Here is a 24,242-nt window from a genome sequence, read left to right as displayed (position 1 = left end):
GCATAGAAGACGACGTGCCGCTTGCCAAGCAAACGCCGCAGTTATGAGGAGGTCCTTATGCCATATCGCTCCCCCGTATCGGAATATTCGTTCGTTCTGGAAAATGTTGTCGACTTCGCCAAAATCGCGGAGACCGAGAAGTACGCAGAGGCGACGCCGGACACGGTCGACGCTATCCTGACCGAAGTTGCCAAGCTGGCCGATGACAAGCTGGCCCCCCTGAACCGAAATGGTGACCTGTATCCGGCACGGCTGGAAAACGGCGTTGTACGCACCTCCAAGGGGTTTGACGAAGGCTTCAAGGCGATCACCGAAGGCGGCTGGGTCGGTCTGGCGGCGATGCCGGAATACGGCGGCATGGGCCTGCCCCTGACGTTGAACTGCGCGGTCAACGACATGTTCGCGGCGGCCAATATGTCGCTGGGTCTGAACCCGCTGCTGACCCAAGGCCAGATCGAGGCGCTGGAACACCACGCGCCCGAATGGATGAAAGAGATGTATCTGCCCAAGCTCACCTCGGGTGAATGGACGGGCACGATGAACCTGACCGAACCGCAAGCCGGTTCAGACGTGGGCGCGCTGACCTCCAAGGCTGAACCGAAGGGCGACGACACCTACGCCATCACAGGTCAGAAGATCTATATCTCTTGGGGCGACCACGATTTTGGCGGCAACGTCTGCCATCTGGTTCTGGCGCGCCTGCCCGATGCGCCCGCAGGCACCAAGGGCATCAGCCTCTTTATGGTGCCCAAGTACATCCCCAACGACGACGGCAGCCTTGGCGATGCAAACTCGCTGCGCGTCGTGTCGCTGGAACACAAGATGGGCATCCACGGGTCGCCCACCTGCGTTATGGAATTCGACGGCGCGACCGGCTGGCTGGTCGGCAAGGAAAACAACGGCATGGCTGCGATGTTCACCATGATGAACAACGCGCGTCTGGGCGTCGGCATTCAAGGTATCGGCATTGCCGAAGGCGCAATGCAGCACGCCATTGGATATGCACTGGACCGTAAACAGGGCCGCACCCCGCTGGACGGTAAAGACGGGGGCACCGGCACCATTCTGGACCACGCCGACGTGCGCCGCATGGTTGCCACGATGAAGGCCGACACCTTCGCCGCCCGCGCTATCGCGCTGGCCTGCGGTGTCGCCATCGACATGGCCAACGCCACCGGAGAGAAATCCTGGGACGCCCGCGCCGCCTTCCTGACGCCCATCGCCAAGGCCTTCGGGACCGAGGTCGGCATTCGCGTGTCCGAACTGGGCGTGCAGGTGCATGGCGGCATGGGCTTTGTCGAAGAAACCGGCGCTGCGCAATATTCGCGCGATGTTCGGGTGACCGCCATCTATGAGGGCACCAACGGCATTCAGGCCATGGACATGGTTGCGCGCAAGATGATCGACGGTGGCGACACCGCCAACACCCTGATTGACGAAATCGAAGCCACCGCCGAAGCCGCCCGCAGCACCCTGCCCGAACTTGGCGAAAACGTCTGGCAAGCGGCAGAAACCCTGCGTGAGGCCACCGAATGGATGGCCGATCAGGGCGATCTGAACGAACGTTTCGCAGGGGCTGTTCCCTACCTGATGGGCTTTGCCCGTGTGCTGGGCGCGCATTATCACCTAAAGGCCGCAATGGCCGAAGGCGACAACGGCCCACGCACCCGGCTGGCACGTTTCTACATCAACCGCCTTCTGCCGGAACACGTCGGCCACCTGGCCCACGCTGTCACCGGGGCCGAAGACCTTTATGCGCTAACGACCGAGGACCTGACCGCGTGAGCCCGTCTGACTTCGCCCCGCTCGCCTTTCCCTGGTCCGAAATTCCCGGCCGGGGTGAGGCGGTCGAGGTGGCCGAAGGCGTCCTGTGGTTCTCCATCACCCTGCCGATGGCGCTGAAGTGGGTGAACATCGTCGCGCTGGACGACGGTGACAGCTGGACAATCATCGACACGGGTACCTATCGGCCCGACACGGTCGAAGAATGGCAGGCGATCATCGCGGGGCCGCTAAAGGGCAAACCGATCAGCCGCGTCATCTGCACACACCACCACCCTGACCACGTCGGGATGCTGGGCTGGCTGATGACGCATCACGGTGCCGAACACTGGGCGTCCCGGACGACCTACCTGCTGACCCGGATGCTGGTGCTGGACGAAGAGAAGTACCCTTCGGACGCAGCAATCCAATATTGGAAACGCGCGGGGATGCCCAAGGATCGTCTGGATAAACGACGCACTGAACGGCCCTTCAACTTCTCGGACATCGTGCATCCCGTGCCTGTGGGTCACACCCGCATTCAACAGGGCGACGTGATCCGCGCAGGCGGCCGTGACTGGGACGTGCACATGGGCAATGGCCACGCGCCAGAGCATGTAACCCTGTGGTCGCGCGACGACAATCTGGTGATCGCGGGCGATCAGGTTCTGCCGACGATCAGCCCCAATGTCGGCGTCCAGCCCGCCGAACCCGACGCCGACCCGTTGGCCGAGTGGCTTGAAGCATGTGAACGGCTGTCCCATCTGGCACGCGAAGATCAGCTGGTCATCGGCGGGCACAAGCTGCCCTTTACCGGGCTGCCGCGCCGAATGAACGACCTGATCGCCAACCACCACACCGCGTTGGACAGGCTGTCGAAACACATCGAAACCCCGAAGGTCGCTGTGGATTGCTTCTCTCCGCTTTTCAAACGCGAAATCGTCGACGCGATCTACGGCCTCGCCATGGTCGAGGCTTATGCCCACCTACAGCATCTGCACAAGATCGGGCGGGCGACCCGTACGCTTGGCGATGACGGCGCATTCTACTGGCAGGCCACATGATGGATGAAAAGATCGCAACATCCGCCGAAGCTCATGAAAACGATGCCCTGCCCCGCCGCCACGACGCCCTGCCCGAGGGCGAGCGTGATCTGCCGAATCATGTAACCGAGAAACCTGTTTCCGCCAAAAGCCCGGCGGAATGGGCCTATGAACGGCTGGTGCTGTATATTCAGGCATTCGAAGAAAATCTTGATGCCGATCACGAAGTCGCCATGGGCTTTGTCGGAGGAGAGGCCGGCGTGCTGCGGATCGAAGGCATGGGGTTTTTCGACCCTGATATCATCACCTTTTACGGGCAGGACGGCTCTGGCGCAAAGACCCAATTGGTTCAACACTTTACACAACTTTCCGTGACACTCCGCGCCATGCCCAAGGTCATTCCGATGGACCCGCCGCGCCGGATCGGGTTCCGCTTGCGACGGGATCTGGAAAAGTCGACGCAGGCCCCGCCTCAGACGTGACAGCCCGGCGCAAATCCGCTAATCAGCGCTTAGTTCAAAGACAAGGATCATCCCAATGGCCGAACATAAGCACGGTGAAATGGACATCGAAGTTCAGGAAAAAACCTTTGAAGGTTTCGTCAAAGCCTCGACTTGGGTCGCTGGTATCTCGATCGGCATTCTGATCTTCCTCGCCCTTTTTAACAGCTAATTTCCAATCGGGCGGCTGATCGCCCGGACAGGAGACGACGATGAAGCGCCTGTTTCTTGCCCTGGTAGCGGTCGCCGCTCTTGCGGGCTGTATCCGTAATCCCGAATTTCAGCCTCCGGCAGAAATGGCCGCGCTGGCGGTTCCGAACCGGGGCCCGAACGAACTGGTTCTGTACACCGTCGTCAATCGCCGCACCGGTGCCGGGGCTCACACGGCTCTTGGCGTGAACGCATCGGAACGTGTGCTGTTCGACCCTGCAGGCGGCTTCAAGGCGGAAAACGTCATACGCTCGGGCGATGTACTTTACGGCTTTACCCCACCTGTCGAAAAAGCCTTTTCCAGTGCGCACGCACGCTCCACCTTTTTGGTGAACAAGGTTTCCATTCCGGTCAGCGCCGAAGTCGCGCAGATGGCCTTGCAGAAGGTCAAAACCAACGGCCCAGTCGGGTCGGCCCATTGCGCGCAAAGCACCTCGTCGATTTTGCAGACACTGCCCGGCTTTCAGTCGATCAAACCGACCTATTATCCGGTGCAACTGGAAAAGCAGTTCAAGGCCGTGGCGGGCGCACGCAGCACGCAGATCGTCGAAAACGATTGATTTCCAAAGGTGTTGCCGGGCGTCAGCCCAGCAGCCAGATCATCGCGTAAAGCGCGCCGAACCCGCATAGGATCGCGGCCAGTGTCCGACCCGTGGTCAATCCAACCACGACGGCAGCGATGGCGGCGATCAGGCGGGGGGGATCGATCTCTCCACCAGTAGCACCGGGCCAAACGACCAGCGGCGCGACCAACGCAGGCAGCACAGCAGCGGCGGTATAGCGCAGGTGGCGCAGCAGCCATTCCGGCATCGCCCGCCCGCCGACGATCCCCAGAAAAACGAACCGCAAGCCAAAGCTGCCCAGCCCAAGCGCGGCAATCACAAACCAAAGCTCTACGCGGTCGATCATGCCGACACCTCTTTTTGTCGGCGCGCCACCCACAGTTCGGCCTGCGCCCCGGCGATCATGCCCAGCAGCCCGGCGATCAGAAGGCCTAGGTTCAGCGGCAAGCCTACGAACACCAGCGACGCGGTCACGGCAACGATCGCGGCCGTCAGATGCGGCACAGATCGCAGCATCGGCGCGATCATGGCCAGAAACGTGATCGGCAGAGCAAAGTCCAAAGCGTATTCCGGCGGGATCGCGTTTCCGATCAGCGCACCGACCACGGTCAGCACGTACCACATGGGGCAGATCGGCGTGACGACCCCAAAGAAATAGGCGACCTTCTGCGGGACAGTCAGCGCAGGCTCTTTGTCAAACTTCGCCGAGGCTAAGGCAAAGCTCTGATCTACAAGGAAATACGCCACCAAAGCACGCTGCCACAGCGGCGCCTTACCCAGATGCGGCGTTAGCGTCGCGGAATACATCGCCATTCGCAGATTGATTGCCAGCGCCGACAGGATCACGATCACCGTCGGTGCATCGTCGCGCAGCAGTTGCAACGCGGTGAATTGCGCCGCGCCCGCGATGACCACCACGGAAAAACCCAACGCCTCTAATACATTCAACCCCGCTTCGGCCGCGACCACGCCAAACAGGATTGAGAACGGACCAACCACCAGCAAAAACGGCGCGCCGTCGCGAAATCCGCGCCAAAACATATGGGAAGTGGTGGAGGGCATGTGGTTTTACACGTAAGGAAGTCCGAAACCGTTCCTATGCCCTCGATCCAACCTATGCAATTGCAGCCCACCCACAAACACGCCCTTGCGCTGATCCCAGGCCGCGCCGCATGAACGCGCCGTGCGTGGTCATTCTGGCCGGTGGATTGTCACGGCGTATGGGCGGGGCCGACAAGGCGTTGCAGACGTTGGCGGGTCGTCCTCTGATCGGCCATGTAATGGACCGGATCGCGCCGCAAGCCGGGCAAATCGCCGTGAACGTGAACCGCGCAGACCCCGCCTATGAAGCGCTTGGGGTCGATCTGTTGGCGGACGTGGTCGAAGATCATCCCGGTCCCTTGGCTGGCATCCTGACCGCGATGCGTTGGGCCAGCACCGATGATTTCGTCATTACCGTCCCAGCCGATGCGCCGTTCCTTCCCGGCGATCTGATCCCGCGCCTAATGCTGGCGTCAGGCGACCCGACAACGACGCCCGCAATCGCCGCAAGCGCAGGCCGCGATCATCCGGTGTGCGGTTTGTGGCCCACCGCCTTGGCCGCTGATCTGGCCTTGGCGATCGAACAAGGCAGCCGCAAGGTCACCGACTGGACCTCTGCCGTTGGCGCGCACCGGGCAGAGTTTCCTGCGACAACGCCCGACGGGTTCTCCAACGTCAACACGCCGGACGATCTTGCCCGCGCGCAAGCTTATCTGGATAATACCGCATGAAGGTTATGGGCATCGCTGGCTGGAAGAACTCTGGCAAGACCGGGCTGATGGAGCGGCTGGTGTCGCATTTCACCGCAAAGGGCCTATCCGTATCGACAGTGAAACACACGCACCACAGCGTCGATCTGGATCAGCCGGGCAAGGACAGCTATCGACACCGCGAAGCCGGGGCGCAGGAAACGCTGGTGGTATCCGGCTCTCGTTGGGCAATCCTGCACGAACTTCGCGATGCGCCAGAGCCTGAGTTGCCGGAGTTGTTGTCCAAACTGGCACCGGTCGATCTGATTTTGGTCGAAGGCTACAAGCGCGGCCCCCACCCCCGGATTGAGGCGCATCGGCAAGCCACCGGACAGCCCTATCTGGCCGCGGACGACACCGGCATCGTTGCCGTCGCCGCAGACGCGCCAGAGCTATGTGACCAAAGCCAGCCGGTCTTTGACCTGAACGATACGCAGGCCATTGCAGCGTTCATTCGGGACTATCTGCAGATCAGTTAAAGACCCCGGCGACCCGTCCCAGCAGCATGAAGGCACGGGACGTGCGGGTTTCGGACAGTTCGGTGATTTCCTGATCGCTGGCGGTCTTTTCGAACTCCACAAACATCTGATCGAACCGCCGCAGGAAATGATGCGCCGCGTCGCGGAACACAGGGTCCTGCCGCATCCGACCTGCGGTCAATGCCAGCGAGGACCGATCGCGGATGCCGCCCAATGCGGCGACCACCCGCCCACGTTCGCCCGCAGCAAAGCGACGCCAGATCTCGGGCCGGGCCATGTCAGGACGCAGATCATCCATGTAGATCCCGTCCTGAGACAGCAGGGTCAGGATATCCTGTGCCGCCTGGATCAGGTTCGCGGCTTGCCGATCGGTCAGCGCACGGCGAAGCGCGGCAAAACCGACCTCGTCTTCGGCCGTTTCGGGAAAATTCAGCGCGCGGATGAACGTGGCCCGCGGCAGCGGCGCGACGTCATTTTCCGGCGCGACCTCCAGTGGCAGGTCGACCTGTTCTTCGGCGGGTGGGACGGGCGTCGGTTCAGCCACGGGCTTGGGTGCTTCGGCCGTACGCGTGGTGTGGAACGTGGCCAGCGCGGATTCGGTCTTGCGTTGCGCGGCGGCGATTTCATCCAGCTTCTGCGCAATGCTGCCTTCGCCATGCCCCTGACTGCGCTGCATCTCGGCGATATAGCTTTCTCGGATTGCGTCGATCGCGGCGCGCAGTTGTTGGCTTTCCTCGCGGATCGTACGGCTGGATCGCGCGGCGACCGCTGCCACCCAGAACATCGCGATCGGCAGGAATACCGCCATCAGCACCATGATGAAAATCAGCGGATCAAATGATCCCTCCTGCGCCCCATCCGGGTTGCGCAGAAACAAGAAGAAGGCGCCTGACCCCAACAACCACAGGACAGACACGACGATAGCGATGCGTTCAGCGGGCGACTTTTCCTCTGGCGCGCGCTGGTCGTAGACACCCACAGGTGTCGGGGAAGGATCGGAATCGTCGGTCATGCTGCGCCCAAGCTGGGGATCACCCCTTAACTGTATTCGATCTTCAGGATCTCGTAAGACCGTTCGCCCCCGGGGGTCCGCACCTCGACCGAGTCGCCTTCGTCCTTGCCGATCAGCGCACGCGCGATGGGCGATTTGACGTTCAGCAGGCCCTTTTCGATGTTGGCTTCGTATTCGCCGACGATCTGCCAGACCTTTTCTTCGTCCGTGTCTTCGTCAACGACCGTAACCTTGGCGCCGAATTTCACCGTCCCCGACAAGGTCTTGGGGTCGATCACATCCGCCAAAGAGATCACGCCCTCAAGCTCTTTGATCCGGCCTTCGATGAACGACTGTTTTTCGCGTGCCGAATGATATTCCGCGTTCTCGGACAGATCGCCTAGCTCTCGCGCTTCGGCGATGGCTTTGATGATCTCGGGACGCTCCACGCTTTTCAGGTGCTTCAATTCCGCCTCCAACGCGACGAAACCTTCGCGAGTCATCGGGATCTTTTCCATGCGGTCCTCCACGGGTAATAACGAAGGGGCCTTTGACCAAGGCCCCTTTGCACGCTTTCAGTTCTGGATAATTCACCCAATCAGCCCGCCAATTGCAAGGGGAATGGCCCAAACCGCGCGTCCCCCCGCCAAGAATCGCAGGACAAGGCCGCCGAGCGCCCTATTTAGCCAAACAGAAGACGAAAAACCGTGACTTTGGACCTGCAAAAGCCAAAATGACACGCCGTTACAATTGACCCGCCGCGCTGCGGCACGATATTCACGGCGAAACATAATTTCTCAGACGAGCCGCCTAGGGAGAGGAAAGAACATGACCGATGTGCAGCGCGAGACGATGGAATACGATGTGGTCATCGTGGGGGCTGGCCCCGCGGGCCTCAGCGCCGCCATTCGCCTGAAACAGCTGGACGCTGACCTAGAGGTCGTCGTTCTGGAAAAAGGCTCTGAAGTGGGCGCGCATATCCTGTCGGGTGCCGTGCTGGATCCCTCGGGTCTGGATGCGCTGATCCCTGACTGGAAGGAAAAGGGCGCGCCGCTGAACGTCCCCGTCAAAGAAGACAACTTCTATATGCTGGGCGAAGCAGGCAAGCTGCGCGTGCCGAACTTCCCCATGCCGCCGCTGATGAACAACCACGGCAACTATATCGTGTCGATGGGCAACGTCTGCCGCTGGATGGCTGAACAGGCCGAAGAACTGGGCGTCGAGATTTTCCCCGGCATGGCCTGTTCCGAACTGGTCTATGGCGAAAACGGCACCATTAAGGGCGTCGTCGCCGGCGAATTCGGCCGCAACCCCGATGGCACCGAAGGCCCGGGCTATGAGCCGGGGATGGAGCTGCACGGCAAATACGTCTTCCTGTCCGAAGGCGTGCGCGGGTCTCTGTCCAAGCAGGTGATCGAAAAATACGGCCTGTCCGATGGCAAAGAGCCGCAGAAATACGGCCTTGGCATGAAAGAGATCTGGGAAATCGATCCCGCCAAGCACCGCGAAGGCACAGTGACCCACACCATGGGCTGGCCTCTGGGCGGCGAAGCGGGCGGTGGGTCCTTCATCTACCACTTTGAGAACAATCAGGTTCTGATCGGTTTCGTGGTTCACCTGAACTACAAGAACCCGCACCTGTTCCCTTACATGGAATTCCAGCGCTTCAAACATCACCCGATGGTGGCCGAGCTGTTGGAAGGCGGCAAACGCGTCGCATACGGCGCACGCGCGATTTCTGAAGGCGGCTATCAATCGATGCCCCAGATGGTCGCACCCGGCGTGGCACTGCTGGGTTGTTCCGTCGGCATGGTCAACGTGCCCCGGATCAAGGGCAACCATAACGCGATGCTGTCCGGCAAAGCGGCGGCCGAAGCGGCCCATGCCGCGATCAAGGCCGGCCGGTCTGGTGATGAACTGCACGACTACGAAGAAGAAGTCCGCAAGGGCGCCATCGGCAAAGACCTGAAAAAGGTCCGCAACGTCAAACCGCTGTGGTCCAAGTACGGCCTGTTCCCGTCGCTGGCGATTGGCGGGTTCGACATGTGGACCAACACTTTCGGCTTCTCGCTGCTGGGAACGATGAAGCACGGCAAGACGGATGCGGAAGCCACCGAACTGGCATCGCAGCACAAGCCGATCGACTATCCCAAGCCCGATGGCAAACTGTCCTTCGACCGTCTGACCAATGTCAGCTTCTCGATGACGAACCACGAAGAAAGCCAGCCGGCACACCTGAAGCTGAAGGACCCGAACGTCCCGGTGCACGACAACCTGCCGAAATACGCAGGCCCTTCGGCGCGGTATTGCCCGGCGGGTGTTTATGAATTTGTAACCGAAGACGGCAAGGACCCCAAGTTCGTGATCAACTTCCAGAACTGCGTCCACTGCAAGACTTGCGACATCAAGGACCCGCAGCAGAACATCGTCTGGACGACGCCACAGGGCGGCGACGGGCCGAATTATCCTAATATGTAAGCAGCGAATTTTCGCCGCTGTCGTCAAACGATCACAATTTTCCAATGCGGGGCGTCAAATTGGCGCCCCGCATTGCATTTGTTCATTTCCGTCCCTTACGCTGTGAGAACCCCAAACAGGTGAGGGATGAGATGATCAGACTTCCAAGAATGACCGCACTCGTGCTGGCCGCCACCACGGCGTTGACCGCACCCGCTTTTGCAGGAAACTCGGGGGATTATCTGGCCGCAAGACAGGCGCAGGTGTCGGGCGATTATGATGCGGCCGTCTATTATTACGTGCGCGCCTTGGGCGATGACCCAAAGAATCCCCAGTTGCTGGAAGGCGCGGCACTGTCGCAACTGTCCTCCGGTGCGCTGGACCGCGCCGTCCCGATTGCGGAGCGTATGGAACGCAATGCCATCGACAGCCAGATCGCCCGGGCGATTCTTGCAGCACACGAATTTCAGACCGATCAGTACGACGCCATCATGGCCCGTGTGGCGGAAAACCGTGGCGTTGGCCCGCTGGTCGACGGCTTGATGGTTGCTTGGGCGCAGTTGGGTCAGGGCGATATGGGCGCAGCGCTAAAGTCGTTTGATCAGGTCGCCACGACCAAAGGCCTGCGCGGTTTCGCGCTGTATCACAAGGCCATGGCGCTTGCGATGGTCGGCGATTACGAGGCTTCTGAATCGATTTATTCCGACGAAAGCGCGGGCCCGCTGCAGATGACGCGTCGCGGTGCCATGGCGCGGATCGAAGTTCTTAGCCAGCTGGACCGCAACATAGAAGCGCTGCGCCTGCTGGACGCGCTTTTCGGCAAGGATCTGGACCCCGGTCTGACCAAGATGCGGTCAAATCTGGTTGCTGGTGAGGTGCTGCCGTTCACGCATGTGACCCGCATCACCGACGGCGTGGCTGAGATTTTCTATTCCGTCGCCGCCGCGCTGAAGGGTGAAGCGTCGAACGACTACACCCTGATCTATTCCCGCGTGGCCGAAAACCTGCGCAAGGACCATATCGACGCCCTTCTGCTGTCCGCAGAGTTGCTGGAAGACATGGGCCGGCCCGAACTGGCCACCCGTGCCTATCGCCAGGTTCCACGCGACAACCCCGCCTTCCATGCCGCCGAATTGGGCCGCGCCGAAGCATTGCGTGCGTCTGGCCGCCCCGACGCCGCGCTGGAGGTGCTGGACCAGCTCGCCGAAAGCCACCCGGATATGCCGATCGTTCACACCACACGGGGCGATCTGCTGCGATCCATGAACCGATTGGTTGACGCCATCACAGCCTATGACACGGCAATTTCGTTGTACGACAAGGACGACCGCAGTCAGTGGTTTGTCCTTTACGTGCGCGGCATCAGCCACGAACGTCTGGATCACTGGCCCGAGGCAGAGGCTGACTTCCGCGCCGCTCTGAAGTTCAACCCAGAGCATCCGCGCGTGCTGAACTACCTTGGCTATTCTCTGGTCGAAAAGCAGGAAAAGCTGGAAGAGGCGCTGTCGATGATCGAACGCGCCGCCGAAGCGCGGCCCGACAGCGGCTTTATCCTCGACAGTCTGGGTTGGGCGCTCTACCGCCTTGGCCGCTATGACGAAGCCGTCAGCCACATGGAACGCGCCTCGGAACTGATGCCTGTCGATCCGATCGTGACGGATCACTTGGGCGATGTCTTCTGGGCCGTCGGTCGGTTCCTTGAGGCTGAATTCCAGTGGCAGCGCGCCCTTTCCTTCGATCCTGACACCAAGGACGCAGAACGCATCCGCCGCAAGCTTGAAGTCGGGCTGGACGCCGTTCTGGCCGAAGAAGGTTCCGAACCGCTGAAGGTTGCACAGGAAAGCTCGAACGGCGGCTAAGATGACCGCCGATCATGTGCAAAAGGACCGGGTCGAAGAATTCGCCCCGGCCAAGATAAACCTGACCCTGCATGTCACAGGCCAACGTTCTGATGGCTATCACCTACTAGATTCGCTCGTCGTCTTCGCGGATGTGGGTGATCGGCTGACCATCCGCACTGCGCCGCAGGCATCGATGACAGTCACCGGCCCCTTGGCCGACGGCGTACCGGATGACGCACGCAACCTTGTCATGAAGGCCTTGGCCTTCGCAGACACGACAGCCCATGTGGATTTGGAAAAACACCTGCCCGCTGCCGCTGGAATAGGGGGCGGGTCGTCTGACGCCGCAGCGACTTTGCGCGGCGTGGCCAAATTGACAGGCCGTGGCACCCCGAGCGACGCGTACCGACTGGGCGCAGATATTCCGGTATGCCTGATCGCCTCAGTTGCGCGGATGCAGGGTATCGGGGAAATCGTCACACCCCTGCCCCCACTCCCACCGCTGCACGCGGTGCTGGTCAATCCACGCGTCGACGTGCCGACCCCTCAGGTCTTCAAGGCCATGACAAAGCGTGACAATCCACCGATGCCCGCACTGCAAGACTGGCCCGACACCGCCAGCCTGATCGACTGGCTCAAGACCACCCGCAATGACATGGAACCCGCAGCATGCGCCATCGCGCCGGTGATTACCGATGTGCTGACGCGCCTGTCGAAGGACCCGGCGTGTCTGTTGGCCCGCATGTCCGGCTCTGGCGCAACCTGCTTCGCCCTGACCGACACCCGCGACAAGGCCGAGGCTATGGCGTCACGATTGGCCGATACCTCGTGGTGGGTTCAGCCCGTCACGCTGCGCTAGCCCTTGGCGGCTGCCACGAAGTCCCTGATCTTTTCGGCATCCTTGACCCCGGGGGCAGACTCCACGCCGGAAGACACATCGACCTGCCGCGCGCCGGTCAAGCGCACCGCCTCGGCTACGTTGCCGGCATGCAATCCGCCGGCCAGCATCCACGGCCGCGTCCAGTATTTGCGGCCCGTCAGCAGACGCCAGTCAAAGGCCAGACCATTCCCACCCGGCAGGTCAGCGCCCTTAGGCGGCTTGGCATCAATCAGGATCTGATCGGCAACTTGCTCGTAGGTGGCAATCACTGCCAAATCTTCCGGGCCGGCGACGCCCACGGCCTTCATCACGGGCAACCCGGTCCGCGACCGAAGTTCTACCACGCGCTCTGGGCTCTCGTGCCCGTGCAACTGAAGCATGTCCAAAGGCACCTGATCGACCAGCGCGTCGATCAGCGCGTCATCTGCATCGACGACCAATGCGACCTTGGCCAACCCGACAGGCGCGCCGAGGGCCAGATCGCGCGCCACATCCAATGACACGTTACGCGGAGATTTCGAGAAAAAGACGAACCCGCCATAGACGGCCCCTGCCCTTGCAGCGGTGTCCACGTCCTCGGGGCGGCTGAGGCCGCAGATTTTCACTCGGGTATCCATGGCGCAGACCTAGGCCAAGCGGTCGGATCAGTCCAGCAGCGCCAGAACCTCGTCCTTGCCTTGGTTCTTTTCGCCCTTCAGCTTTTTGACTTCACGCTCCAGCTTACCAACCTCGCGTTCTTTGCGGCTGACCTCGGCGCGGTGCTTGTGTTCACGCAGCCATTCCCAGACGAAGCCAATCAGCAAGCCAGCCACCACGCCGCCAAAGATCACCACGAACAGCGGCAGGCTGGTCGACGGGTTCATTCCGATCACACGCGCCAAGCCTTCGGGCAACAGCTGAAGTTGCACAAATTCGCGGTTCGCCAAAGCCACCGCGATCAGCACCACCGCAAGGCAGAGCAGGAAAAGATACCGGATGTATTTCATGTCAGGCTTGTCCGTTCAGACGATCACGCAGCAGCTTGCCAGTTTTGAAAAACGGCACGTGCTTTTCTTCCACATCAACCGCTTCACCCGTCCGCGGGTTCCGGCCAGTGCGTGCGTCCCGCTTTTTGACCGAGAACGCGCCAAAGCCGCGCAGTTCCACCCGATCGCCCCGCGCCATCGCTTCGATGATTTCGTCGAAGATCACGTTGACGATCTTTTCGACATCCCGCTGGTAAAGGTGCGGGTTTTCGTCAGCGATTTTCTGAATCAGCTCAGAACGGATCATTGGTTTTATCTCCCTGGTCACGTGGCAGCGCAATCGGACACCTCACGACTATAGGAGCATTTGTGAGGTCCCGAAACGGGGTCCCGCCGTAAAGCCCCGGATTTTTTCATGCAAAATCCGCGTTTTGCGACCTTGAAATGCATAATTTCTGCTTGGACGGCAAAGGTTAACGCCGGAATCACAAACGCCGCAACGCAGCAAAGTCAGTGATTCGACGCAAGTGCGTGCGCAGCAAACAGGAAGAAATCCAGTATACCCAAAAGAAAAAGGCCCCGACACTGCCGGGGCCTTTCCAAATTTTTGTCAGCGTCAGCCTTAGTCGTCGGACTTCAGCGCTGCGCCCAGAATGTCGCCCAGCGATGCGCCGGAGTCGGAGGAACCGTACTGTTCCACGGCCTCTTTCTCTTCGGCGATTTCGCGTGCTTTGATCGACAGACCCAGACGGCGGGTCTTGCTGTCGACGTTGGTCACGCGAACATCAACGTGGTCACCGACCGAGAAACGCTCGGGGCGCTGATCGGCACGGTCACGGGACAGGTCAGAGCGGCGGATGAAGGACTTCATGCCTTCGTATTCCACTTCGATACCGCCATCTTCGATCGAGGTGACCTCAACCGTGATGATGGAACCGCGCTTCACGCCACCAACCGCGTCAGCAAACTTGTCGCCGCCAACGTTTTTGATGGACAGAGAGATACGCTCTTTGTCGGTGTCAACTTCGGACACGACCGCCTGAACCATATCGCCTTTGCGGTAGTTCTGGATTGCATCTTCGCCACGCTCGTCCCACGAAATGTCGGACAGGTGAACCATGCCGTCGATGTCGCCGTCGAGGCCGATGAACAGACCGAATTCGGTGATGTTCTTGACTTCGCCTTCGACCAGCGTGCCCTCGGGGTGCGTTTCTGCAAACACTTCCCACGGGTTGCGCATCGTCTGCTTGAGGCCCAGGGACACGCGGCGCTTGGCACCGTCGATTTCCAGAACCATGACTTCGACTTCCTGGGAGGTCGAGACGATCTTGCCGGGGTGCACGTTCTTCTTGGTCCAGGACATTTCGGACACGTGGACCAGACCTTCGACGCCGGGCTCCAGCTCAACAAATGCACCGTAGTCGGTGATGTTGGTGACGCGACCGGTGTGCACGGATTCCAGCGGGTACTTCGCAGCAACCAGATCCCACGGATCTTCCTGCAGCTGCTTCATGCCCAGCGAAATGCGGTGCGTGTCTTTGTTGATCTTGATGACCTGAACCTTGACGGTTTCGCCGATCGACAGGATCTCAGACGGGTGGTTCACACGGCGCCATGCCATGTCGGTGACGTGCAGCAGACCGTCAACACCGCCCAGATCGACGAATGCGCCGTATTCGGTGATGTTTTTGACGACGCCTTCAACAGCCTGACCTTCTTCAAGGTTGCCGATGACTTCGGCACGCTGTTCGGCACGCGATTCTTCCAAGATTGCGCGACGCGACACAACGATGTTGCCACGACGACGGTCCATTTTCAGGATCTGGAACGGCTGCTTCAGACCCATCAGCGGGCCAGCGTCGCGCACGGGGCGCACGTCAACCTGCGAACCGGGAAGGAACGCAACTGCGCCACCCAGATCGACGGTGAAGCCGCCTTTGACACGACCAAAGATCGCACCTTCGACGCGAGCGTCGTCGGCGTAGGCTTTTTCCAGACGGTCCCAGGCTTCTTCGCGGCGGGCCATTTCGCGGGAAACAACTGCTTCACCACGAGCGTTTTCAGCTGCGCGCAGGTAAACCTCGACTTCGTCGCCAACAGCGATTTCAGGGGTTTCACCGGGGTTTGCGAATTCTTTCAGATCAACGCGGCCTTCCATTTTGTAGCCGACGTCGATGATGGCTTGGCCCGCTTCAATCGCGATGACCTTACCTTTGACAACCGAACCCTCTTCGGGGGTGTCCATTTCGAAGCTTTCATTAAGGAGGGCTTCGAATTCCTCCATGGATGCGTTCTGAGCCATGTGGCTATGAGTTCCTTTTCAAGGTTTATACTGGCCGAGCGGTTGTCTCCGCCGGTCTTGGGTTGGTCATTTGAGCAGCCGGAAATGAGAAAGGGCCGGTAGTTCCGACCCTGCTCGCTTCTCTGATCGCGGCTTGGTGCCTTTTCGACAGGGGCGCGGATACCGTCCCCAGCCCAGTAAATCAAGCCTAAAGTGCCCTTGCCACAGGTTCCGGCAAGGGCCTGCTGTCCGGTCCGGCCAGTAGGCCGAGACCCTTAGCCGCGCTTGGAGGCGGTCTGCGCGTCCGGCTGTGCGACCGAACGGGTGCACAGACAATCGGCAGCGAAATCCAGCGTGCGCCAATCGGGCGTCTGGTCTTGGGGCTGCGTAACGGGCTGAGCGCCCGCGTCCACTTGGGGGAGGTTGCTTTGATCGGTCATTTTAGCCTGCCTATGTAAGACCTTGATAACATTAACACACAAACCAATCTGACCCGAACTTTCGGTGCGATGTAACGCCCCGGATCCGACCCTATCGGCCATGCACCCCCGCACGCGATTCTGCACGCGTTTGACGAGGTGACGGGCAGGTATGCCACGGCACGGATTTCCTCAACGGTTTTCGTCTGGCTTGCGCTATTTTCCGCTGACGGGTGTGCCGGCCACTCTGCTCGTTGCTCTAGGCTACTTTCCAAGCGTGTCAGAAAGAAGGCGGGCACGCTGCGAACCCCGACCAAGTCGCTTCAAATCTGCACCAAGCCCGTCAGATGCCTGTTTACTCGGCAGTGGGATGAACGCCGGTCTTGTCGACGACGATATCGATGGCCGCCTGCACCGCTGCGTCGATGTCCATATGAGAGGTATCCAGCGTGATCGCATCCGGCGCAGCGATCATCGGGGCCGAGGCCCGCGCCGAATCTCGTGCATCGCGTTCGCGCAGGTCAGCCAGCACATCCGCCAGTTCGACGTCATGCCCGGTTTCCACCAATTCCTTGTGCCGACGCTGCGCACGCACGTCATCCGATGCGGTGACAAAGAATTTCACCTCGGCCTCCGGGCAGATGACCGTTCCGATGTCACGCCCATCCAGCACCGCCCCACCCTGTCGACGAGCAAAGGCGCGTTGGAAGTCAACCAAGGCCGCGCGGACATCCGGGATCGCGGCCACGACGCTGGCGGCGCGTGCCACTTCAGGCGTGCGCAAATCGTCAGCCGCCAGATCGTCCGAGGACAGCGTGCGCGCAGCCTCCATCGCGTCGGTTCCGTCCAATGTCCGGCGCCCCGTTGCACGATAGATCAGCCCGGTATCCAGATGCGGCAACCCAAACGCCTGCGCGAGGGCGCGGGAAATCGTCCCTTTACCGGCTGCGGCAGGTCCGTCGATGGCAATCGTCAGTCTCATGCATACCTCGGAGCTTCGGACGTGAAGAATTCGGGGCTTCTTGATGCCAGCCTTTGCCACATATGGCCAGCCCGCGTCAGCTTACACCCGCGTAATCTGCGCCCCAAGCGTGGTCATCAGCGGTTCAAATATTGGAAAGGACGTGGCGATAGGCCCGCCATCATCCAGCGTCACCGGCGCGTTCGACGCCATGCCCAGACACAAGAACGACATGGCGATCCGGTGATCCAGCTGGGTCACGACAGTCGCACCGCCCGGCACATTGCCATGCCCCTTGCCGGTGACGATCCACCAGTCTTCGCCTTCGTCCACATCAATTCCGTTGGCCCGCAGGCCCACGGCCATCGCGTCGATCCGGTCGCTTTCTTTGACCCGCAGCTCTTTGACGCCGCGCATGACGGTCCGCCCTTCCGCAAAGGCCGCAACGACTGATAGGACAGGGTATTCATCAATCATCGAGGCCGCGCGCTCTGGCGGGACTTCAATGCCCTTCAGGTTTGGCGAGAATCTTGCGCGCAGGTCCGCCACTGGCTCTCCGCCCTCTTCGCGCGGGTTCTCGTAGGTCAGGTCAGCGCCCATATCGCGCAGCGTGTCGAACAATCCGGCCCGCGTCGGGTTCAAACCGATGTTCGGGACCAGCACGTCAGACCCCGGCACGATCAACGCCGCACAGACCGGGAAGGCCGCAGAGGATGGATCGCGCGGCACCACGATCGTCTGGCCCGTCAGTTCCGGTTGCCCGGTCAATGTGATAACCCGGCCTTCTTCCGTTTCTTCGGTCGTGATGGTTGCGCCAAATCCGGCCAACATCCGTTCGGTATGATCGCGGGTGGCCTCTTTTTCGATCACCACCGTCTGGCCCGGCGCGTTCAACCCCGCCAGCAACACCGCCGATTTCACCTGGGCCGAGGGCACCGGCACCACGTAGCGCACAGGCACGGCATCTGCGGCCCCTACGATGGTCATCGGCAACCGCCCGCCTTCACGGCCCACGGCCTGCGCACCGAACAGAGCCAGCGGATCGGTCACCCGCGCCATCGGGCGCTTGTTCAAACTGGCATCGCCAGTGAACGTCGCGGTGATCGGTGACGTCGCCATTGCGCCCATGATCAGACGCACCCCGGTGCCAGAGTTGCCGCAGTCGATCACATCCTCAGGTTCGGCAAAGCCGCCAACACCGACGCCATGCACCCGCCATTCGCCGCCGCCCAAATCCTCGACCTCTGCGCCAAAGGCCTGCATCGCTTTCGCGGTGTCCAAAACGTCCTGGCCTTCTAACAGCCCGGAAATCCGCGTTTCCCCAATCGACATCGCCCCAAGGATCAGCGACCGGTGCGAGATTGACTTGTCCCCCGGCACATCGGCCACGCCGGTCAAAGGGCCAGAGGCCGTGGCTTGCATTGGGATCGGTGTGCCATGGGCGGACATGATGGGGCCTCCTACATCGTCGCGGCGTTTTAGCCTGCGGTGTTAGCGCCGTAAATCGCGGAAATCTTATGCCGTGATCGGTTCGATCACCCGCCGCTCGGTCACGATCAAATCCAGCGGCTGGTCCGTCGGCTCTAGCGGCAGGTGATCCGCCTCTTGCGCGCCATAGGCGAACCCGATGGCCATGACCGGGCCCTTATTTCTCAGCCACTCCAGCGTGCGGTCGTAAAAACCGCCGCCATACCCCAACCGCCCGCCACGTCGGTCGAAGGCAACCAGTGGGACAATGACGATCTGGGGAATGATGGGCAGGATTTCTTCTGGCACCTGTGCACCGAAAGGCCCGTCGACCAACGGTATCTCGGGCACCCATTGCGCAAAGATCAGCGGCTGGCCCGCACCTTGTATGACTGGCACCCCGACCTCTCCGTAGGCCGAGGCCTCGGCCATGGCACCGCGGGGATCGATCTCGGTTTTGATGGGCAGGTATCCTGCAACTGGCACACCGCGATGGCCTGCCAAGACTTCGGATAACATGCCGGACGCGCCGCCGCGGTTCATCTTGTGGGCTGCGGATCGGCGGGCAAAGGCCGCACGCCGCGCTTCGGTCTTTTCGTCAACAAGGCTCACAGCAGGATCACACCGGCAAGGCCAAGGAAGGCAAAGAACCCAACGATATCCGTCACCGTCGTCACAAACGCGCCCGAGGCCAGAGCCGGGTCAACGCCCACACGGTCAAGGATCACGGGGATGACCGTCCCGGCCAAACCGGCGACGACAAGGTTAATCACCATCGCAAGGGCGATCACGTATCCAAGGGCGGGCGATCCAAACCACAGGATGCCGACGATCCCCATCACCACCGCAAAGATCACCCCGTTGATCAGACCCACGGCGCATTCCCGGCGGATAACCCGCCAGACGTTCGCGCCCGTAAGGTCCTTGGTCGCGATAGATCGCACCGCAACGGTCAATGACTGCGTACCCGCATTGCCCCCCATTGACGCCACGATCGGCATCAGCACGGCCAGCGCCACGAACTGCGCGATCGTCGCTTCGAATTGCGCAATCACCAATGATGCCAGAATCGCCGTCACAAGGTTCACCGCCAGCCAAGGAAAGCGGCGCTTTGTCGTTTCGATCACGCGGTCGGCCAGAGAGCTTTCCTCGCTCACCCCGGCCAGACGCAGGATGTCTTCGTCGTGTTCTTCATCCAGCACGATCATCGCGTCATCGATGGTGATCACGCCCACCAGACGGTCGTCATCGTCCACAACGGGGGCCGAGATCAGGTGGTACTGGTTGAACGCATAAGCCACGTCGCCTTCGTCCACCGCCGCGTTGAAGGTCCGGAAGGACGGCTCGGTCAGGTCCAGCAGTGGCGTCTTGCGCGGGCTGGCCATCAACATGCCCAGAGTTGCGTGGCCCACAGGCTTGAACCGCGGATCGGTCAGGATGACGTGGTAGAATTGTTCCGGCAGATCATCGCGGCGGCGCATGTAATCAATCGCCTGCCCGACGTTCCAATGTTCCGGCACCGCGACGACCTCGCGCTGCATCAGACGACCGGCGGACTCCTCGGGGTAGGACAGCGCCTGTTCAACGGCCACCCGATCGCTGTCTTCCAGCGCGTCAAGGATCGCTTCTTGCTGCTCGTCCTCTAGGTATTCGACCAGATCGACGACGTCGTCGGAATCAAGCTCTCGAACTGCCTCGGCCAGAACGTCTGGCTTCAGCATCGAAATGACCTCTTCCCGGACGTTATCGCCCAGTTCCGAAAGGATTTCCCCGTCGAATTCCTTATCGTACAGCAGGATCAATCGACGCCGGTCATAAGCGTTGATCTGTTCCAGAAGGTCGGCGATGTCGGCGGCGTGCAGCGGCTCCATCAGCTCGACCAGCTGGTCGCGGTTGTCGGTATCGACCGCGTACAGGATCGCCGCTACGACCTTGCGGTCCAGCGTGTAGGAATCCTCTTCGGGACGCTCGTACTCCTCGACAAGCTCTTCGGGTTCGCTCATTGGCCGCTCCTTCGCGGGGTAGTCATAGTGGACAACCTATTGCGAAAACAATGGTCGTCCGCCCTTTTCTAATGCGTTTACGCGCTTGCGCCCACAGGCTACGCTGCAGCGCGGAACCGGAGACGACAATGCCCCAGCCCACCCTTCTGACAGGCCGTGTCCTGCGCACCCTTGCAGATCCCTTCACGACCCATGCGACCGAGGCGTTGCGCATCGAAACCGACTGGGGCGTTATGCTGGATAATGGGCTGATCGCTGACATCGGCCCGGTCGCCGACCTGCGCCGAAATTGGCCCGACGTGACCGAGATTTCCTATGGGCGCGACCTGATCTGTCCAGGGTTCGTCGACGCCCATGTGCACTATCCCCAGACCGCGATCATTGCGTCATGGGGCAAGCGGCTGATCGACTGGCTGAACAGCTACACATTTCCCGAGGAAATGCGCTTTGCCGATCCGGCGTATGCGGCAGAGGTCGCGGCACGGTATCTGGATCTGACGGCGGCCAATGGCACCACGACAGTCTGTAGCTTCTGCACGATCCACCCCACCTCAGTCGACGCGCTGATGGGCGCGGCGCAGTCACGCGGTCAGCGGATCGTCGCGGGCAAAACCTGCATGGACCGCAACGCGCCCGATGACCTGCAAGATACCGCACAATCCGCCTATGACGACAGCAAGGCGCTGTTGGAGAAATGGCACGGGGTGGACCGCCTGTCCTATGCCATCACCCCGCGTTTTTCGCCGACCTCGACACCTGAACAGATGTCGGCCATCGGTGCGCTCTGGGCCGAACATCCTGAGTGCCTGATGCAGACCCACCTGTCGGAACAGACCGATGAAATCGAATGGGTCCGCAGCCTGTACCCGGATGCGCGCGATTATCTGGACACCTACGAACAACACGGTCTGCTTGGCGCAAACGGACTTTATGGCCACGCCATCCATCTGGAGCCGCGCGAACAGGACCGGTTGAAAGAGGTCGGCGCGGCGCTGGTCCATTGCCCGACCTCGAACACGTTCATCGGCTCTGGCCTGTTCGATATGGCTGGACTGAAGGCGGCAGGTCAGCGCGTGGGATTGGCAACTGACACCGGCGGCGGATCGTCTTTCTCTATGTTGCGCACCATGGCCGCCGCTTACGAGGTTGGCCAACTGCGCGGCACGCCGCTACATGCCGCGCAACTGATGTGGCTGGCGACGGCAGGTTCGGCCGAAGCCCTGCGGCTGGGTGACAAGATCGGGACGTTGGAAAAAGGTAGGGAGGCAGACCTAGTCATCCTCGACCTCGCCTCCACCCCCGCGATCGCGCAGCGGACCGACCGGGCCGACGACGACTGGGAAGAGGTCTTCGCCACTATCATGATGGGCGACGACAGGGCCGTACGGGCGACGTGGATCGGCGGTCGGGTCGTCTGATCGCGAAGGTGGGTTACAAACCCACCCTACCCCGCGAGCGCCCGCGCCAAACGGTTCGCATGACCAACCACACGGCCCAGATCGATTGTCGTCACATGCCCGTCACGGACAACCTGACGACCTTCGATAAACAAATCCCGCACGCGTCGTGGACCGGCCAGAAGGATCGCGGCAGGATCCCACGATCCGGCGCTTTCTACACCTGACACATCCCAGACGGCGATATCCGCCCGTGCGCCCACCTGAATCCGGCCACAGTCAGGCCGACCCAACACATCCGCCCCGCCGCGCGTCGCGATTTCCAATGCTTCCCGCGCGCTCATCGCGTCCGCGCCCAGGGACACGCGTTGCAACAACATCGTCTGCCGTGCCTCACCGATCAGGCTGGCCGCGTCGTTGGATGCTGATCCATCCACGCCCAAGCCGACAGGCACACCCGCATCGCGCATCGCCCGGACCGGAGCGATCCCCGACCCAAGGCGGCAATTCGAACAGGGGCAATGCGCCACCCCGGTACGAGAGCCCGCAAAAAGGTTGATCTCTTGCCCATCCAACTTGACGCAATGCGCGTGCCAGACGTCAGGTCCGGTCCAGCCAAGGTCTTCGGCATATTGGCCCGGGCGACAGCCGAACTGTTCCAGCGAATAGGCGATGTCTTCGTCGTTTTCCGCCAGATGCGTGTGCAGCATGACACCCTTGTCACGCGCCAAGATAGCAGCATCCCGCATCAATTCACGGCTTACAGAAAACGGTGAACAGGGCGCGACACCGACGCGGACCATCGCCCCCTCGGACGGATCATGGAACGCTTCGATCACCCGAATGCAATCCGACAGAATCGCATCTTCCTTCTCGACCAAAGAATCCGGGGGCAGACCGCCGCTGCTTTCCCCGATACTCATGGCGCCGCGTGTCGGATGAAACCGCATCCCGATCTCTTGCGCGGCCTCAACGGTGTCGTCCAGACGCGACCCGTTGGGGTATAAATACAGGTGGTCCGAGGTCAGCGTGCACCCCGACAGCATCAACTCAGCCATGCCGGTCAGGGCCGAGATCCGCATCTCCTCGGGTCCGAAACGCGACCAGATGGGGTAAAGCGTCTTCAGCCATCCGAACAACAGCGCATCCTGACCGCCGGGCACGGCACGCGTCAGGGTCTGGTACAAATGATGGTGCGTATTGACGAGGCCCGGGGTCACGACACACCCCTGCGCCAACACCGTGTCACCCTGCGTTGTCAGGCCAGTGCCCACAGCGGCGATCACCCCGTCACGGATCAGAATATCGGCCCCCGACAACTCTTGCCGATCCTCATCCATGGTCAGGATCGTATCGGCTCCTTGGATCAGGATCTCGGACATGGGCACCTCTAGACGAAGGGTTTCAACAACTCCAAGGCCTCAGCGTGCAGCGTTTCGTTGGCCGCCGCAATGGCCCGCCCACCATGATGCGCCGGGCCACCCGACCAATCCGTCACGATTCCGCCCGCAGCAGTAACGACCGCCATCGGGCCCTGAATGTCATAGGCGTTCAACCCGGCCTCGATCACCAGATCAGCCTGTCCCAACGCGACCAGAGCATAGGCATAGCAGTCCATGCCATAGCGGGTCAGCCGGGCCTGTGCCGCCACAGCCTGAAAGGCCTGACGATCCGCTTCGGTCCCAACCTCGGGGAATGTCGTAAAGATTTTCGCCTCAGCCACTTTTGAGACCGTACTGGTACGCAGTGGCATCGTGCCATGCGGCCCGGTCAGGCTGGCGCGGCCAAAGCCGCCTTCGAACCGTTCGCCGATGTAAGGCTGATCGACGATACCGAACAAAGGCCCACTGTCGTCCGACACGGCGATCAAAACGCCCCAGGTCGGCGTGCCCGAGATAAAGCCGCGTGTGCCGTCGATCGGATCCAAAACCCAGGTCAGCCCGCTGGTGCCTTCGGTTTCGCCAAACTCTTCGCCCAGGATCGCGTCGTCGGGACGGCGGCGGGCTAAAACGTCCCGCATCGCACGTTCGGCGGCGTGATCGGCGGCGGTGACAGGGTCAAATCCGTCGTCCAGCTTGTTTTCGGCGCTGAGGCCGAAGGTACGAAAATAGGGAAGGATGGCGGCGCGGGCGGCGTCGGCCATTTCGTCTGCGGTCGCGATGATCTGCTGTCGGTCCATGCCTTGGCTATAAGTCAGACCGCAGAATTAGAAAAGGCGCCCCGTGGCGCCCCAT

Annotated in this window: 26 protein-coding genes; 11 read left to right on the top strand and 15 right to left on the bottom strand. The window is 61.1% G+C overall.

Translation table 11 applies throughout. From position 1 onward, the window contains the following. Positions 1 to 57 precede the first annotated feature (57 nt). The 5 genes from ACI3GR_RS11635 to ACI3GR_RS11615 are packed head-to-tail and all read left to right on the top strand — an operon-like array spanning position 58 to position 4,074. Positions 58 to 1,785 (top strand): acyl-CoA dehydrogenase family protein, encoded by a 1,728-nt coding sequence (locus tag ACI3GR_RS11635; RefSeq protein WP_407494676.1) that lies wholly within the window; start codon positions 58 to 60, stop codon positions 1,783 to 1,785. Further along, positions 1,782 to 2,825, top strand: a complete 1,044-nt coding sequence (locus ACI3GR_RS11630; protein ID WP_407494675.1) for an MBL fold metallo-hydrolase — start codon at positions 1,782 to 1,784, stop codon at positions 2,823 to 2,825. The genes ACI3GR_RS11635 and ACI3GR_RS11630 overlap by 4 nt, the downstream gene beginning before the upstream one ends. Further along, positions 2,825 to 3,286: a DUF6173 family protein gene (locus tag ACI3GR_RS11625; RefSeq protein ID WP_407494912.1), complete on the top strand. Its 462-nt coding sequence runs from the start codon at positions 2,825 to 2,827 to the stop codon at positions 3,284 to 3,286. The genes ACI3GR_RS11630 and ACI3GR_RS11625 overlap by 1 nt, the downstream gene beginning before the upstream one ends. Before the next feature lie 55 nt (positions 3,287 to 3,341). Next, positions 3,342 to 3,476 carry an aa3-type cytochrome c oxidase subunit IV gene (locus ACI3GR_RS11620; RefSeq protein WP_407494674.1) on the top strand — a complete coding sequence of 45 codons (135 nt, stop codon included), beginning with the start codon at positions 3,342 to 3,344 and terminating at the stop codon, positions 3,474 to 3,476. 40 nt (positions 3,477 to 3,516) lie between these two features. Then, on the top strand, positions 3,517 to 4,074 hold the full coding sequence (locus ACI3GR_RS11615; RefSeq protein WP_407494673.1) for a lipoprotein: 558 nt from the start codon (positions 3,517 to 3,519) through the stop codon (positions 4,072 to 4,074). 22 nt (positions 4,075 to 4,096) lie between these two features. Here ACI3GR_RS11615 and ACI3GR_RS11610 read toward each other — a convergent pair whose 3' ends face one another. Together ACI3GR_RS11610 and ACI3GR_RS11605 are read right to left on the bottom strand one after the other, a co-directional pair. After that, positions 4,097 to 4,423 carry an AzlD domain-containing protein gene (locus tag ACI3GR_RS11610; RefSeq protein WP_407494672.1) on the bottom strand — a complete coding sequence of 109 codons (327 nt, stop codon included), beginning with the start codon at positions 4,421 to 4,423 and terminating at the stop codon, positions 4,097 to 4,099. Further along, positions 4,420 to 5,139: an AzlC family ABC transporter permease gene (locus tag ACI3GR_RS11605; RefSeq protein WP_407494671.1), complete on the bottom strand. Its 720-nt coding sequence runs from the start codon at positions 5,137 to 5,139 to the stop codon at positions 4,420 to 4,422. Before ACI3GR_RS11605 ends, ACI3GR_RS11610 begins: the two co-directional genes overlap by 4 nt. A 110-nt stretch (positions 5,140 to 5,249) precedes the next feature. Here ACI3GR_RS11605 and mobA point away from each other — a divergent pair, with 110 nt between their 5' ends. Together mobA and mobB are read left to right on the top strand one after the other, a co-directional pair. After that, entirely contained in the window at positions 5,250 to 5,849 is a 600-nt protein-coding gene (gene mobA, locus ACI3GR_RS11600) for a molybdenum cofactor guanylyltransferase MobA (RefSeq protein ID WP_407494670.1), read from the top strand. Continuing rightward, positions 5,846 to 6,346: a molybdopterin-guanine dinucleotide biosynthesis protein B gene (gene mobB, locus ACI3GR_RS11595; RefSeq protein WP_407494669.1), complete on the top strand. Its 501-nt coding sequence runs from the start codon at positions 5,846 to 5,848 to the stop codon at positions 6,344 to 6,346. The genes mobA and mobB overlap by 4 nt, the downstream gene beginning before the upstream one ends. On the opposite strand, the gene ACI3GR_RS11590 is transcribed toward mobB, so the two are convergent. Further along, positions 6,339 to 7,358, bottom strand: a complete 1,020-nt coding sequence (locus ACI3GR_RS11590) for a hypothetical protein (protein WP_407494667.1) — start codon at positions 7,356 to 7,358, stop codon at positions 6,339 to 6,341. The genes mobB and ACI3GR_RS11590 overlap by 8 nt on opposite strands. A gap of 26 nt (positions 7,359 to 7,384) precedes the next feature. After that, positions 7,385 to 7,855: a transcription elongation factor GreA gene (gene greA / locus ACI3GR_RS11585; protein WP_407494665.1), complete on the bottom strand. Its 471-nt coding sequence runs from the start codon at positions 7,853 to 7,855 to the stop codon at positions 7,385 to 7,387. Positions 7,856 to 8,165: 310 nt separating this feature from the next. Between greA and ACI3GR_RS11580 the strand changes: the two genes are divergently transcribed. The 3 genes from ACI3GR_RS11580 (at position 8,166) to ACI3GR_RS11570 (ending at position 12,494) form a co-directional block, all read left to right on the top strand. Further along, a complete protein-coding gene (locus ACI3GR_RS11580; protein WP_407494663.1) occupies positions 8,166 to 9,815 on the top strand; it encodes an electron transfer flavoprotein-ubiquinone oxidoreductase in 1,650 nt (549 codons plus the stop codon). Between the two features lie 149 nt (positions 9,816 to 9,964). Next, positions 9,965 to 11,653, top strand: a complete 1,689-nt coding sequence (locus ACI3GR_RS11575) for a tetratricopeptide repeat protein (protein WP_407494661.1) — start codon at positions 9,965 to 9,967, stop codon at positions 11,651 to 11,653. Between the two features lies 1 nt (position 11,654). Then, positions 11,655 to 12,494: a 4-(cytidine 5'-diphospho)-2-C-methyl-D-erythritol kinase gene (locus ACI3GR_RS11570; protein ID WP_407494659.1), complete on the top strand. Its 840-nt coding sequence runs from the start codon at positions 11,655 to 11,657 to the stop codon at positions 12,492 to 12,494. On the opposite strand, the gene ACI3GR_RS11565 is transcribed toward ACI3GR_RS11570, so the two are convergent. The 9 genes from ACI3GR_RS11565 to mgtE all read right to left on the bottom strand — a co-directional run bounded on the left by ACI3GR_RS11565 (position 12,491) and on the right by mgtE (position 20,611). Continuing rightward, entirely contained in the window at positions 12,491 to 13,132 is a 642-nt protein-coding gene (locus ACI3GR_RS11565) for a phosphoribosylanthranilate isomerase (protein ID WP_407494657.1), read from the bottom strand. The two genes, ACI3GR_RS11570 and ACI3GR_RS11565, sit on opposite strands and share 4 nt — an antisense overlap. A gap of 27 nt (positions 13,133 to 13,159) precedes the next feature. Continuing rightward, on the bottom strand, positions 13,160 to 13,501 hold the full coding sequence (locus tag ACI3GR_RS11560) for a lipopolysaccharide assembly protein LapA domain-containing protein (RefSeq protein ID WP_407494655.1): 342 nt from the start codon (positions 13,499 to 13,501) through the stop codon (positions 13,160 to 13,162). A 1-nt stretch (position 13,502) separates the two neighbouring features. Then, on the bottom strand, positions 13,503 to 13,787 hold the full coding sequence (gene ihfB / locus ACI3GR_RS11555) for an integration host factor subunit beta (RefSeq protein WP_407494654.1): 285 nt from the start codon (positions 13,785 to 13,787) through the stop codon (positions 13,503 to 13,505). A gap of 315 nt (positions 13,788 to 14,102) precedes the next feature. Beyond that, complete coding sequence (gene rpsA / locus ACI3GR_RS11550; protein ID WP_407494653.1) at positions 14,103 to 15,782, bottom strand: 30S ribosomal protein S1; 1,680 nt, start codon at positions 15,780 to 15,782, stop codon at positions 14,103 to 14,105. A gap of 254 nt (positions 15,783 to 16,036) precedes the next feature. Then, positions 16,037 to 16,201: a hypothetical protein gene (locus ACI3GR_RS11545; protein ID WP_407494652.1), complete on the bottom strand. Its 165-nt coding sequence runs from the start codon at positions 16,199 to 16,201 to the stop codon at positions 16,037 to 16,039. A gap of 334 nt (positions 16,202 to 16,535) precedes the next feature. Continuing rightward, positions 16,536 to 17,162, bottom strand: a complete 627-nt coding sequence (locus ACI3GR_RS11540) for a (d)CMP kinase (protein ID WP_407494651.1) — start codon at positions 17,160 to 17,162, stop codon at positions 16,536 to 16,538. 81 nt (positions 17,163 to 17,243) lie between these two features. After that, positions 17,244 to 18,590, bottom strand: coding sequence for a 3-phosphoshikimate 1-carboxyvinyltransferase (gene aroA, locus ACI3GR_RS11535; protein ID WP_407494650.1), 1,347 nt, complete (start codon positions 18,588 to 18,590; stop codon positions 17,244 to 17,246). Positions 18,591 to 18,656: 66 nt separating this feature from the next. Continuing rightward, on the bottom strand, positions 18,657 to 19,220 hold the full coding sequence (locus ACI3GR_RS11530; protein ID WP_407494649.1) for a 5-formyltetrahydrofolate cyclo-ligase: 564 nt from the start codon (positions 19,218 to 19,220) through the stop codon (positions 18,657 to 18,659). Then, a complete protein-coding gene (gene mgtE / locus ACI3GR_RS11525) occupies positions 19,217 to 20,611 on the bottom strand; it encodes a magnesium transporter (protein ID WP_407494648.1) in 1,395 nt (464 codons plus the stop codon). The genes ACI3GR_RS11530 and mgtE overlap by 4 nt, the downstream gene beginning before the upstream one ends. A gap of 128 nt (positions 20,612 to 20,739) precedes the next feature. Here mgtE and guaD point away from each other — a divergent pair, with 128 nt between their 5' ends. Beyond that, positions 20,740 to 22,029: a guanine deaminase gene (guaD, locus tag ACI3GR_RS11520; protein WP_407494647.1), complete on the top strand. Its 1,290-nt coding sequence runs from the start codon at positions 20,740 to 20,742 to the stop codon at positions 22,027 to 22,029. 26 nt (positions 22,030 to 22,055) lie between these two features. Here the strand turns inward: guaD and ACI3GR_RS11515 are convergent, their stop codons facing one another. Together ACI3GR_RS11515 and hisN are read right to left on the bottom strand one after the other, a co-directional pair. Next, positions 22,056 to 23,390: an 8-oxoguanine deaminase gene (locus tag ACI3GR_RS11515; protein ID WP_407494645.1), complete on the bottom strand. Its 1,335-nt coding sequence runs from the start codon at positions 23,388 to 23,390 to the stop codon at positions 22,056 to 22,058. Between the two features lie 8 nt (positions 23,391 to 23,398). Beyond that, the gene (gene hisN / locus ACI3GR_RS11510; RefSeq protein WP_407494644.1) at positions 23,399 to 24,187 is read right to left on the bottom strand and encodes a histidinol-phosphatase; all 789 of its coding nucleotides are present in this window, start codon (positions 24,185 to 24,187) and stop codon (positions 23,399 to 23,401) included. Between the last annotated feature and the right edge of the window lie 55 nt (positions 24,188 to 24,242).

The sequence above is a fragment of the Pseudooceanicola aestuariicola genome (assembly GCF_045763785.1).
Taxonomy (GTDB): domain Bacteria; phylum Pseudomonadota; class Alphaproteobacteria; order Rhodobacterales; family Rhodobacteraceae; genus Pseudooceanicola.
The sequence above is the reverse complement of the archived record's forward strand: the minus strand, read 5'-3'. Positions and strand labels throughout refer to the sequence as shown.